The following is a 12,319-nucleotide window of genomic DNA, read 5'->3' on the forward strand; positions in this document are numbered from 1 at the left end:
TTCCCGCGCTTCCTGCTCGCCTTTCTCATCCCACCCCTTGCGTTCGTTAACTGGAATCTACGCAGCCTGGTGTATAGCGCCACCCGCGTGGAAAGCTGGGCTGAAGCAATGGGCCAAGGCTTTTTGAACTACATCTACCGCCCGATTAAGCAGGGCGCGGAAGCCTACCGCAAGCAGACCAACGAATTTAAACAAGGATTTAAGGAGCTGCTGGAACCCATCCAGCAGGACTTCGACCGCCCGAAAATCCACAGCCACGAGCTCAATTACACCTTTACTTTCAACGAAGTGCTACACGCGATGCTGCACAGCGGCAACGAAAGCAACCTGCGCAAGCTGCTGATTGGGCGCGGCTGGGGCGAAGATACGCCGGACGAGCTGAATACCGCGCGCTGGGAGGCGTTTATCAACCGGATGCAGGAGGAAGGCATTATTCAAGAGCGACATTGGCAGTTTGCGCAAGGAGTGTGGGATTTGCTGGAGCAGAGCAAAGCCAAGGCACAGCAGGCGCACTTCGAGGTGTTCGGCTACTACTTTGACGAGATTGCCGCCAACCCGATTCAAACGCCGTGGGGCGAGTTTCGCGGCGGCTATGTGCCGGCACAGATTGATGCCGATTTGGTGGTGGACGGGCAAATGCGCGAACTGGCCAAGCAAGAAAACGAGAATATGGATTACGCCTTCCCGACCACGGCGAAAGGCTTTACCAAGGCCCGTGTGGAATACAACCGACCGCTGGTGTTGGATTTGGCGCGGCTGATGAGCCACGCCGAACAGGTGGCCTTGTTCTCGAATATGGAAGTGCCGGTGCGCGATGTGCGCCGCCTGCTTTCCGATATTACGCCGGAGCTGAACCGCCACCAGCACAAGGCTTTGGAATCCATGCTGATGCCGTGGCTGAACCGGGCGGCCAAGCAGCGCACCGTAACCAAGATTCAGGAGGACGGCGGTTTCAGCCGCTTTTGGTCGGCGATGCGGCAGCGGGCGGGAATGGCGCTGATGTTCGGCAATATCGTGAACTCCGTGCAGCAGATTACCGGCTTCCTCTTGGCCGGGGTAAAAGTGAAAACCCGCTACATGACGGCGGCTGCGTTGGACTTTGTGGCCAACCGCAAAGCGATGCAGCAGTCGGTGGCCGAGCGTTCGGAATTTATGCGCAGCCGCATGGACAATGAAATCGCGGCGATGGACGACTTTATCCAAGAAACGCTGATTAACCCGAACTGGTATCAGAAGGCGCAGAACTGGACCAACCGCAACGCCTACTTCCTACAACAGGCGATGGCCAACAGCATGGAGCCGGTCATTTGGACGGCGGCATTCCGCCAGTCTTTGGAGCAGGGAATGAGCGAAGCGGATGCGGCAGGGCGGCATCCGGCAAAACAAGCTGGCGGCGGCGCACCTGTTTATGATGGGCTACTTCTTGCCGGCGGCGGGGGCGGAGCTGATTGCCGCCATCGGCTACGGCATGAAGGATGAAGACGGCGACGGCTACGCCGACGAAATCCTGAAAACCGCGCTGGTGGACGGCCAAGTAAAAAACGGCCTGGCAATGATTCCGGGCGTGGGACAGGTAGGCACCTTCCTCTACAACCGCTTCAACGGCAAAGCTTACGGCAGCCGCTTGGGCGGGGCGCCGGCACTGAGTATGGCTGAGGCCGCCCTGCTCTCGCCATGGTCTGTGGTCAAAGCAGTGGAACCGGATGCCAACTACCGGCAGAAACGCAAGGGGGTGTACGACACGGCCACCCTTATCAGCATGACCACCGGCCTGCCGGTGCGCGGCACGCTGCGGGCTGGCGAACAGCTCGACGACTGGAGCGGGCTGGATATGTTCAGCGACGAGCAGAACTAGCCAGGTACACTCGAAAAGCACCCTTCGGCAGTTACCATAAGCACGGTAACTCCGGAGGGTCTTTTTTTATGACGATTGAACGCGAAAGCAGGCGCAGCGACGTGTATCTGGGCGACGGCAGCAGCACCGCCCTACCGTTCGGCTTTAAGGTGTTTCTACCGACCGAGATTGCGGTGGTGCTGAATGAGAACGGCACGGAGCGCGTGTTATCCCACGGGCAGGGCTGCACGGTATCGCTGAATGCGGAACAGGATGTGCAGCCGGGCGGCACGGTACAACTGGATGCGCCTTTGCCTGTTGGCAGCAAAACCAAAAGGCTACCTGAAAACCAAAAGGCTACCTGAAAACCAAAAGGCTACCTGAAAACCAAAAGGCTACCTGAAAACCAAAAGGCTACCTGAAAACCAAAAGGCTACCTGAAAACCAAAACGGCAGTCTGAGAACTTTCCGTTCCCAGACTGCCGTTTGCATTTGGCCAATCCTTGTTTAGCCAGCCTATTCCACCGTTACCGATTTTGCCAGATTGCGCGGCTTGTCCACATCCGTGCCGCGCACCAGCGCCGCGTGGTAGGCCAAAAGCTGCACCGGAATCGTGTGCACAATCGGCGAGAGTACGCCCATGTGGCGCGGGGTGCGGATCACGTGCACACCCGGGCTGGGCTGGAAATTGCTGTCCAAATCAGTAAACACAAACAGCTCGCCGCCGCGCGCGCCCACTTCCTGCATATTAGCCTTCACCTTGTCCAGCAGGCTGTCATTCGGCGCAATCACCACCACCGGCATATCCGCGTCCACCAGCGCCAAGGGGCCGTGTTTGAGCTCGCCGGCCGGGTAGGCTTCGGCGTGGATGTAGGTGATTTCCTTCAGTTTTAGTGCGCCTTCCAAGGCCACCGGATAGTGGATGCCGCGCCCGAGGAACAGCGCGCTGTTTTTCTCGGCAAACTTGGATGCCCAAGCCGTAATCTGCGGTTCAAGATTCAGCGCGTGTTGGATGCTGCCGGGCAGCTGGCGCAGCTCTTCCATATAGGCCTGCGCCTGCCCGTCCGACACCTGGCCGCGCATTTTGCCCAGCGTTACCGCCAAGCCGAACAGCACCACCAGCTGCGTGGTAAACGCCTTGGTGGAGGCCACGCCCACTTCCACGCCGGCACGGGTATACAACACCAGCTCGCTCTCACGCGGCAGCGCCGATTCCATCACGTTGCACACCGACAGGCTGTGCCGCTGCCCCAGCGATTGCGCGTATTTCAGCGCTTCCATGGTGTCAAGCGTTTCGCCCGATTGCGACACGGTAATCACCAGTTGCTCGGGGTCGGCAATCACTTCGCGGTAGCGGTATTCGCTGGCGATTTCCACATCGGTGGGCACCCTGCCGATGGCTTCGAGCCAGTATTTGGCGGTGAGCGCGGCGTAATAGGAAGTGCCGCAGGCCAAAATTTTGATGCTGCGGATTTTTTCAAACACACCGCGCGCTGCAGCACCGAAGTTTTCCGGCTCAAACCCACCGCCAATAAACACTTCCGCCGTATCGGCAATTGCCTTAGGCTGCTCGTGGATTTCCTTCTGCATAAAGTGGCTGTATGGCCCCAGCTCCAGCGAAGCCAGCGACAGCTCCGACACGCGCACTTCGCGCACGGCTGGCTGCCCGCTGCGGTCGATCAGGCGGCGGATGCCTTCGCAGCCCAGCTCGGCGATGTCGCCGTCTTGCAGATAAACGATGCGGCGGGTGAAAGCCACCACGGCGGAAACATCGGAAGCGGCAAAGGTTTCGCCCTCGCCCAACGCCACCAGCAGCGGGCAGCCCATACGCGCCACCACCAGCTCGTCCGGCTTGTCTTGCGCCATCACGGCAATGGCATAGGCGCCGTGGAAGCGCGCGCAGGCGGCCTGCACGGCGGCAAACAGGTGATGCCCGTTGCCGGTGTATTCGTGGTGCACGCTGTGGGCAATTACTTCGGTATCGGTTTGTGATTCAAATACATAGCCCAAAGCCTGCAAGCGAGCGCGCTCTTCTTCGAAGTTTTCGATGATGCCGTTGTGCACCACCGCAATCAGGCTACCTGAAATATGCGGGTGCGCGTTTGGCTCGGTTACGCCGCCGTGGGTGGCCCAGCGGGTGTGGCCGATGCCGATGTGCCCGCAGATGCCGGCCTGCCTGGCCGCGTCTTCCATCAGCTGCACGCGACCCACGCGACGCACGCGCTCAATCCGGCCGTTGGCCGCACACACCGCGATGCCGGAAGAATCGTAGCCGCGATACTCCAGCCGCTTGAGGCCGTCGGTTAGAAAATCCACCACATTCTGCTTGGCGCGCACCGCGCCCACAATACCGCACATTGCTTAGTCCTTACTGTTGTTCATTCGCAGCCGCCGCAGCGGCCAAATCGGGCGGATTATAGCAAACTAGGCTGCCGGTTAGGCAGCCTGTTGCGCTGATTTCAGCCCACGCTCAATACGATGCCGACACCATCTTCCCGTCTCTAAAATTCTGCTGATACAGGATATTGCCGTTGATGGCATAGGTGGTGAGCACGCCGTTTTGCGGGTGGGCGCGGAAATTGTAAAGGGCATCGCGGGCCAGAAGCATGGCATCGCTGCGCTTCTGGCCGGTTTCGTAGAAATCCTGCACCAGATAACCGCCGCCCTGCCGGCTTAAGAGCTGGCGGTAGTAGCCGCCTTTCACCGCCGCGTTGGAAGGCCGACCTTCCGCGTCGAAATAAGTCAGCACCTGCTCTTCGATGATGCGCAGATCGCGCAAATCCTGCACATTTCTGCGGCTGCCCACCGGAATGCTCAAGCCCGTTCCCATGCCGAAATGACGGCCGCCGAAGCCCAAACCCAGCATCACATCGCTGCCGGTGCAGCCCGCAAGCAGCCAAGCCGCGCAAACGCAGGCGGCCAAATGACGTTTTTCCATGATATTTTCCTCCCAAACCGGTTAAAAATTCACGCTGCCGCCATTATAACTTATAGAGAAACCGATATAATGCCGCTTTCCCATTTTTCAGGTAGCCCCACATGATCGGCAGACTTTCCGGCACACTCATCGAAGCCCTCCCCCCGCAAATCCTGATTGACGTAAACGGTGTGGGCTACGAAGTGGACGTATCCATGCAAACCTTCTGCGCCCTGCCCCCCGTGGGCCAGCCCGTATCGCTGCACACCCAGCTCATCGTGCGCGAAGACGCCCACCTCCTCTTCGGCTTCGGCAGCCACAGCGAGCGCAACACCTTCCGCCAGCTCATCAAAGTGAGCGGCATCGGCGCCAAAACCGCGCTCGGCATCCTCTCCGCCATGAGCGCCGACGAGCTCGCCGCCGCCATCGCCGCCGAAGACATCAAACGCCTCTCCTCCGCCCCCGGCATCGGCAAGAAAACCGCCGAACGCATGGTGCTCGAACTGCGCGGCAAGCTCGCCCCCTCCGGTGGCGCCCAAGCCCAGCCCGCCGCCCAAGCCGGCGATACCAGCGAAGACATCGTCAGCACCCTGCTCGCCCTCGGCTACAACGAAAAAGAAGCCCGCAGCGCCACCAAAGGCATCCCCCCCGGCACCGAAGTGGGCGAAGGCGTGCGCCTTGCCCTGAAAAACCTGCTGAAATAAACAGATAAAGGCTACCTGAAAAACCAAGCCTCCGCGAAAACGAAACCAGCGAAGCAAATTTCTGCCCAACCGGCACACCCGCTTCAAGCAAAACCCATCCAAGCAGATCATTTTCAGGTAGCCTCCTTATCCCGCCAAAAGCTACCTGAAAACACCCCAACATTTTTCAGGTAGCCCCAACATCCCAAACCACCCGAACCAAACCCACCCCCACAGGAACCCACCATGCCCAGCATCGGCCTCTTCGGCGGCACCTTCGACCCCATCCACAGCGGCCACCTGCACATCGCCCGCAGCTTTGCCAACGAGCTCCGCCTCAGCAGCGTCATCTTCCTGCCCGCCGGCGACCCCTACCACAAAACCGCCCCGCACCCCCGCCGCCCACCGCCTCGCCATGGTCGAAATCGCTGCCCGCCGACCCCCGCTTCGCCGTGAGCGACTGCGACATCGTCCGCCAAGGCGCCACCTACACCCACGACACCGTGCAAATCTTCCACCAGCACTTTCCCGCTGCTGAAATCTGGCTGCTCATCGGCATGGACAGCCTGCTGCAACTGCACACCTGGCACCGCTGGCAAAACCTCGTGCGCCAATGCCGCATCGCCGCCGCCCCCGCCCCGGCACCAGCCTCGCCCAAGCCCCCGCCCCCTGCAGAGCCTGGCTGGCCGAAGCCCTGCCGCAAGGCCGGCTGCATATCCTGCAAGCCGCCCCCCTGCCCGCTAGCTCCACCCAAATCCGCCAACAGCTCGCCGCCAGCGGCACCAGCCCCGACCTTCCCCCCACCGTGCTCGCCTACATCCGCCAACACCATCTCTACCACATCCCGCCACGCGCCCGATAAATATTTTCAGGTAGCCCCTCCGGCACGAAAGGCTACCTGAAAAAACTTCCCCAACCCGCACCCAACAAAAAAGCAGCCCGCAGGCCGCTTTTTTTCATCACATCCTTTTTAACAGTAGCGGAAGTGCATTTATCCACCACATCAATCCACATACCGCTCCTCATCCTTATTCAAGAAGGCATAAGGCAGGCCGATCAGCAGGCCGCCGCCCACCCAGTTGGCAAAGAAAGCGATGCTGCAATGGCGCAGAATATTCAGCATTTCAAAATGCCCCACCTCGCCGGCAATCGGGTTGAACGCCACCAGCGAGAAAGAAGCGAAGTTTGCCGCCACGTGTTCGTTGGCCAAAAACACAAACATATACACCGCCGCAAACACGCCCACGATTTTCGCCATCTGGTCTTTCAGCAGCAGATAGGCCATCACCGCCACGTTCACATACAGATTGGCCATGATCCCTTCAAACAACACCAGCCGGCTGCCCCGCTCCAGTTTGTGTTCCACCAGGCTGGGCAGGTAATTGTGCACATTCAGCCCGGCAAACGCGCTGGTTTGGTCAAACAGCCAGGCGGCCAGCATCGAGCCGAGCAGGTTGAAAAGCGTGCAATACATCAAAATTGCCAACGCTTTGTGCCATTTGATTTTTTTCAGAAACGTGCCGGCGGTGAGATACATCATATTGGAAGTGGTGAGTTCCGCGTTGAGCGAAAGGATATACACCAGCCCCCAGGCAAACATAAACGGAAAAGCAAAGCGCCCCAGCGCAGGGTGCACCATATTGAGCGTATCCGCCGCCACCACGCCCGCCGCCGTGCCCAGCGTGAGGATCACCCCCGCATACATCGAGCGCACGGCATATTTGGCCTTATTGCCGTCGAACAGCGCCGATTTCTTGCGGCAGTTGTATTCAATGGCGGAAACAAACGTCGAACCCTGCATAAACCCTCCCTTAAATTGCTGCAAATCCATTGTGAATATGTGTTTGATATCGCGCTTCGGCCGCATGGTTTCGGCCGGCACGCAAGGCTACCTGAAAACCATGCAGCTGTGCAAACCGTTTTGCGGATTTATTTGCGCTTTGTTTGATTTAGCATCGTTTCACTCGAAATAATCCGGCACGGCGCGGCAGAATTTTCCTGTCCGATGCGAGAATCTCTGTTGTGCACCGCCGCCGTTTCAGGTAGCCTCTTGATTGCAAACCGGCGTAAAATCGCGCCGTTTCATTCCGCCCGTTTTTCCCCTTTCCCCAACGAATTTCAAGGAAGACCACCATGTTCCAGCACGTTGAGTTCTACCCCGGCGACCCCATCCTCGGCCTGATGGAGAAATACAACCAAGACCCGCGCAGCGAGAAAGTCAATCTCGGCGTAGGCGTTTACTACGACGGCGAAGGCCGCCTGCCCGTGCTCGAGTGCGTGAAAACCGTCGAGCGCGCCCTGGCCGAACCCCCGCGTCCGCGCGGCTACCTGCCGATGGAAGGCACGCCCGCCTACCGCGCCGCCTGCCAAAAACTGCTGTTCGGCGCCGACACCCCCGCCGTGAAAGAAGGCCGCATCGCCACCATCCAATCGCTCGGCGGCTCCGGTGCGCTGCGCGTGGGCGCCGATTTCATCCGCGAATGGTTTCCGCAGGCCAAGTGCTACGTGAGCAACCCCACCTGGGGCAACCACGTGAGCATCTTTGAAGGCGCCGGCTTCGAAGTGGGCAAATACCCCTACTACGACCCGGCCACCATCGGCGTGAAGTTCCAAGAAATGAAAGATTTCTTCCGCACGCTGAACGAAAACGACGTGCTCATCCTGCACCCCTGCTGCCACAACCCCACCGGCGTAGACCTCACCCGCGAGCAGTGGGACGAGCTGCTGGGCATCATCAAAGAGAAAAAACTCATCCCCTTCATGGACATCGCCTACCAAGGCTTCGCCGACGACATGGAAAGCGACGTATATGCCGTGCGCCGCGCCGTGGAGCTCGGCCTGCCCGTGTTTGTGAGCAGCTCCTTCTCCAAAAACCTCTCGCTCTACGGCGAGCGCGTGGGCGGCCTTTCCGTGGCCTGCCCCAGCGCCGAAGAAGCCAAGCTCGTGCTCGGCCAGCTCAAATTCACCGTGCGCCGCATCTATTCCAGCCCGCCCTCGCACGGCAATGCCGTGGTGGACGGCGTGATGAACAACGAAGACCTGTTTAAGCAATGGGAAGGCGAAGTGTATGAAATGCGCGACCGCATCCGCGCCATGCGAAGCCGCCTGCAAGAAGTGCTCAGCGCCAAAGTGCCCGGCCGCGATTTCGGCTACTTCACCAAACAGCGCGGCATGTTCAGCTTCACCGGCCTTTCGCCCGAGCAGGTGGAACGGCTGCAAAAAGAGTTTGCCATTTATATGGTGAGCAACGGCCGCATGTGCGTGGCCGGCCTGAACGAGAAGAATATCGACTACGTGGCCAACGCCTTTGCCGAAGTGTTGAAATAGCCGCAGGCAGGCTGGAATAAGAAGGCCACCTGAAAACGGTGCGAACTGGTTTTCAGGTAGCCTTTTCCCCAAGCGCCCAATCTCACCGAGAAAACCATGAAGAAACCCGCCAGAAGCCATATCAAACTCTTGATCAAGAGTTTGCTGATAACCCTCATCTTGCTGATATTAGCAGGCTATTTCCTGATCACTCTCACCCAAAGCAAGTATTATTCCATCAACCTGCTGCACAACAACCAATCCGGCACCCCATATCTGGAAAAACTCGAAATCAACAATAAACCCTATATCATCAACCAAGACATCCCGCCCAACAGCGACACATATAATTTCAATATGAGCTGCTCATTCCTTGAATTTGAAGAAAAAAGCAAGCTGAATATCACCTTCACCATCCGAAACAAAGAAAACAATCAAACCATCACGCCATCTTGTAGCGTAACCTTTGAAGAAGAATCTTCGGATAACTGTTTCCTCCTGGTACGTTTGGAAAACGATCGAGTGTCCTGCATTTGCGATTTCTAGAGCCAGCTTCACGCCGCCAGTGCCAACTATTTTTCAGGTAGCCCCAAGCCGCGCAAAGGCTACCTGAAAACATCCCGCCGCCCCTCAGCAGAAAGCCCCGCCATGCCCGCCATCCGCCGCATCTACGGCTACATGCCCTCTTCCTCCCCCGCCATCTTCTGCGACCGCCTCTACCCGCGCGGCATCCGCAAAGAAACCTTCGCCGCCGTGCAGTGGCTCAAAGACATCGCCCCCTCCCCCGAACTGCGCCGCTGGTATCACGCCGCGCCGCAAGAGCGTTTCCCCGAATTCGCCGCCCGCTACACCGAAGAGCTGCAACACGGCAGCGCCCATGCCGCCCTGCTCGCGCTCAAGCAGCAGCTCGCCGCCGCGCCGGATACCGTGCTGCTCACCGCCGTGCGCCATCCGCAGCAGAGCCACCTCTCCGTACTGGCGCAAGTGCTCGGCTGGGAAACAGTCGATTGGGGCGGCGATGCGGCAGCACCAGATTGAAGCGTTGCCATTTTTAGCTTGGCAGGCATTCTGCTTTGTGCCGGATATTTTTCAGGTAGCCTTTTGCTGTGAATAGAGGCTACCTGAAAACATCCGCTTCAACACAATTAACAAGAGCCACTCAAATTCCTGCAAAGCTAAAATATCCGCCGTTTTCAGCTTGGCGCAAACCACGCCCCACTTTGGCGAAACCCCATTTTTCAGGTAGCCTCAACCCCCGCATTCTCGGTAAAATAGCGCCTTCACACTAATTCCCCCGCACACACCCGCATGAATATCTTCGACACCGCCCTGCCCGACGTTAAAATCCTCGAGCCGCAAATCCACGGCGACGAACGCGGCTTCTTTATGGAAACCTTCCGCGACAACTGGTTCCGCCAACACATCGGCCACCACACCTTCGTGCAGGAAAACCATTCCCGATCCGAGCACGGCGTATTGCGCGGCCTGCATTATCAAACCGTTCATCCGCAAGGCAAACTCGTGCGCGTCGTGTCTGGAGGCGTGTTCGACGTGGCCGTGGATTTACGCCGCTCCTCGCCCACCTTCGGGCATTGGGTGGGCGCCGTGCTCTCCGCCGAAAACCGCTACCAAATGTGGATACCGCCCGGCTTCGCCCACGGCTTCTACGTAACCGACAGCCACGCCGAAATCGTGTACAAATGCACCGACTACTACCAGCCCGCACACGAACACACCCTGTTTTGGCACGACCCCGCCGTGGGCATCGACTGGCCGCTGGCCGGCCCGCCGCAGCTCTCCGCCAAAGACGCCGCCGGCCGCGCCCTCGCCCAAGCCGCCCTGTTCGGCTAAAGGCTACCTGAAAACCCCGCCCAACCCAGCCCCAACCAATATCCCGCCATGAAACTGATCATCCTCGACCGCGACGGCGTGCTCAACCAAGACCGCGACGACTTTGTGAAATCCGAAGAAGAATGGGTGCCCCTGCCCGGCAGTATGGACGCCGTCGCCTTCTTCAAGCAGGCCGGCTACACCGTGGCCATCGCCACCAACCAATCCGGCATCGGCCGCCGCTACTTCTCCATGCAAGACCTCAACGAAATGCACGAAAAAATGCACCGCCTCGCCCATGAAGCCGGCGGCAGCATCGACGGCATCTGGTTTTGCCCCCACACCGACGCCGACCACTGCCACTGCCGCAAGCCCAAGCCCGGCATGGTGGAAGACATCCTCAACCGCTTCAACACCGACGCCCAAGGCGTCTACCTCGTGGGCGACAGCCTACGTGATTTGCAGGCCATTGACGCCGTGGGCGGCCAGCCCGTGCTCGTGCTCACCGGCAAAGGCAAGAAAACCCTCTCCGCCGGCGGACTACCTGAAAACACCCAAGTGTTCGACGACCTGCTCGCCTTCGCCCAACACCTCGTCAACCAAACCGCCGCCGAACAGGAGGCCTGATGTTTTCACTCTGGATACGCAACCTCGCCTACTGGCTGCTGATGGCGCTCATCACCCCGCCCCTGTTCGTCGTGCTGGTGCTGGCCGCCCCCTTCCCGCGCGGCATCCACACCCTCGCCACCCGCTGGGCGCTGATGCTCATGTGGCTCTTGGAAAACATCGTCGGCCTCAAATACCGCGTGGAAGGCGCCGAAAATATCCCCGCCGGCCCCGCCATCATCTGCTGCAAACACCAATCCGGCTGGGAAACGCTCGCCATGCAAAAAATCTTCCCGCCGCAAGTGTTTGTGGCCAAACGCGAGCTCTTCCTCATCCCCTTCTTCGGCTGGGGGCTCAAGCTCGCCGGCACCATCGGCATCGACCGGCGCAACCCCGGCCAGGCCGCCGCCCAAATCATCGAGCAGGGCAGCAAACGCAAAGCCCAAGGCTTCTGGATCACCATCTTCCCCGAAGGCACGCGCGTGAAGCCCGGCAGCAAAGGCCATTATAAAAGCGGCGCCGCCCGCACCGCCACGCTTTTGGAGATGGACATCGTGCCCGTGGCGCTCAACAGCGGCGAATTCTGGCCGAAAAACTCCTTCCTCAAGCATCCCGGCGAAATCAGCGTCGTCATCTGCCCGCCGATCAAGCACGATTCCGGCAGCATCAACGAGCTCACCGCCGCCTGCGAGGCCGCCATCGAAAGCCAAATGCCGCGCATCACCGGCCGCGGCCCCTGCTATGCCGGCCAAGCCAAAGGCAGCCCGCAGCAAAACAACGCAGCATAAGGGCAAACGGCGATTCCATCGGCGCTAATGCCGTATCAGAAGTTAATTCTCCATAATCGGCTAAACCGCATTGCCGCCACAGAAAGCAAAAGGCTACCTGAAAACTGAGCCCCGGCATTTTTCAGGTAGCCTTTTTCGTTTTCCCTTTCCTTTTTTAGGTAGCCCCAAGCCGTTTTTGCAGTATCTGCTCTAGCTAATTTCTTGTCATCATTCATCTTTCGCCGCACCGGGCATTTTCCCTGCGCCCGGCCGGCCATCGCGCCCGTTTCTGCCGCTGAAACGGCTTTTTATTCCAAAGCCTTGTTTTTTGCGCCGCCCTGCGGTATCTTGCTTTTCCCTTTTTTACACAACCCCT

General features: G+C 59.1%; 14 protein-coding genes and 1 pseudogene. 11 read left to right on the forward strand and 4 right to left on the reverse strand.

Features of this window, described 5'->3' with window-relative positions; translation table 11 throughout:
• Window positions 1-69 precede the first annotated feature (69 nt).
• The 3 genes from LG371_RS08530 (at window position 70) to LG371_RS08540 (ending at window position 2,199) form a co-directional block, all read left to right on the forward strand.
• On the forward strand, window positions 70-1,479 hold the full coding sequence (locus LG371_RS08530; RefSeq protein ID WP_225748261.1) for a hypothetical protein: 1,410 nt from the start codon (window positions 70-72) through the stop codon (window positions 1,477-1,479).
• Entirely contained in the window at window positions 1,409-1,855 is a 447-nt protein-coding gene (locus LG371_RS08535; RefSeq protein WP_225748262.1) for a hypothetical protein, read from the forward strand. Before LG371_RS08530 ends, LG371_RS08535 begins: the two co-directional genes overlap by 71 nt.
• A 68-nt stretch (window positions 1,856-1,923) precedes the next feature.
• The gene (locus LG371_RS08540) at window positions 1,924-2,199 is read left to right on the forward strand and encodes a hypothetical protein (RefSeq protein WP_067592877.1); all 276 of its coding nucleotides are present in this window, start codon (window positions 1,924-1,926) and stop codon (window positions 2,197-2,199) included.
• 151 nt (window positions 2,200-2,350) lie between these two features.
• On the opposite strand, the gene glmS is transcribed toward LG371_RS08540, so the two are convergent.
• The gene (gene glmS, locus LG371_RS08545) at window positions 2,351-4,192 is read right to left on the reverse strand and encodes a glutamine--fructose-6-phosphate transaminase (isomerizing) (RefSeq protein WP_225748263.1); all 1,842 of its coding nucleotides are present in this window, start codon (window positions 4,190-4,192) and stop codon (window positions 2,351-2,353) included.
• Window positions 4,193-4,304: 112 nt separating this feature from the next.
• Complete coding sequence (locus LG371_RS08550; protein ID WP_067592873.1) at window positions 4,305-4,772, reverse strand: NemA protein; 468 nt, start codon at window positions 4,770-4,772, stop codon at window positions 4,305-4,307.
• A 101-nt stretch (window positions 4,773-4,873) separates the two neighbouring features.
• Here LG371_RS08550 and ruvA point away from each other — a divergent pair, with 101 nt between their 5' ends.
• Both ruvA and nadD read left to right on the forward strand, forming a co-directional pair.
• Window positions 4,874-5,455: a Holliday junction branch migration protein RuvA gene (ruvA, locus tag LG371_RS08555; RefSeq protein ID WP_067592870.1), complete on the forward strand. Its 582-nt coding sequence runs from the start codon at window positions 4,874-4,876 to the stop codon at window positions 5,453-5,455.
• Window positions 5,456-5,680: 225 nt separating this feature from the next.
• A pseudogene (nadD, locus tag LG371_RS08560) lies at window positions 5,681-6,296 on the forward strand (nicotinate-nucleotide adenylyltransferase).
• 141 nt (window positions 6,297-6,437) lie between these two features.
• On the opposite strand, the gene LG371_RS08565 reads toward nadD, so the two are convergent.
• Window positions 6,438-7,265: a formate/nitrite transporter family protein gene (locus LG371_RS08565; RefSeq protein ID WP_225748264.1), complete on the reverse strand. Its 828-nt coding sequence runs from the start codon at window positions 7,263-7,265 to the stop codon at window positions 6,438-6,440.
• A gap of 302 nt (window positions 7,266-7,567) precedes the next feature.
• On the opposite strand from LG371_RS08565, the gene LG371_RS08570 reads away from it, so the two are divergent.
• From LG371_RS08570 to LG371_RS08595, 6 genes are all read left to right on the forward strand, one after another.
• A complete protein-coding gene (locus tag LG371_RS08570) occupies window positions 7,568-8,761 on the forward strand; it encodes an amino acid aminotransferase (RefSeq protein ID WP_225748265.1) in 1,194 nt (397 codons plus the stop codon).
• Window positions 8,762-8,857: 96 nt separating this feature from the next.
• Entirely contained in the window at window positions 8,858-9,286 is a 429-nt protein-coding gene (locus tag LG371_RS08575; RefSeq protein ID WP_225748266.1) for a hypothetical protein, read from the forward strand.
• 102 nt (window positions 9,287-9,388) lie between these two features.
• Entirely contained in the window at window positions 9,389-9,778 is a 390-nt protein-coding gene (locus tag LG371_RS08580) for a DUF488 domain-containing protein (protein WP_067592859.1), read from the forward strand.
• Between the two features lie 270 nt (window positions 9,779-10,048).
• Window positions 10,049-10,591, forward strand: a complete 543-nt coding sequence (rfbC, locus tag LG371_RS08585) for a dTDP-4-dehydrorhamnose 3,5-epimerase (RefSeq protein ID WP_225748267.1) — start codon at window positions 10,049-10,051, stop codon at window positions 10,589-10,591.
• A gap of 48 nt (window positions 10,592-10,639) precedes the next feature.
• Complete coding sequence (gene gmhB / locus LG371_RS08590) at window positions 10,640-11,197, forward strand: D-glycero-beta-D-manno-heptose 1,7-bisphosphate 7-phosphatase (RefSeq protein WP_067592853.1); 558 nt, start codon at window positions 10,640-10,642, stop codon at window positions 11,195-11,197.
• The gene (locus LG371_RS08595; RefSeq protein ID WP_225748268.1) at window positions 11,197-11,964 is read left to right on the forward strand and encodes a 1-acyl-sn-glycerol-3-phosphate acyltransferase; all 768 of its coding nucleotides are present in this window, start codon (window positions 11,197-11,199) and stop codon (window positions 11,962-11,964) included. The genes gmhB and LG371_RS08595 overlap by 1 nt, the downstream gene beginning before the upstream one ends.
• Before the next feature lie 35 nt (window positions 11,965-11,999).
• On the opposite strand, the gene LG371_RS08600 is transcribed toward LG371_RS08595, so the two are convergent.
• A complete protein-coding gene (locus LG371_RS08600; RefSeq protein ID WP_156503530.1) occupies window positions 12,000-12,179 on the reverse strand; it encodes a hypothetical protein in 180 nt (59 codons plus the stop codon).
• Window positions 12,180-12,319: the final 140 nt, after the last annotated feature.

Origin of the sequence: Eikenella sp. Marseille-P7795 (assembly GCF_916618725.1) — a bacterium.
Taxonomy (GTDB): Bacteria; Pseudomonadota; Gammaproteobacteria; order Burkholderiales; family Neisseriaceae; genus Eikenella; species Eikenella longinqua.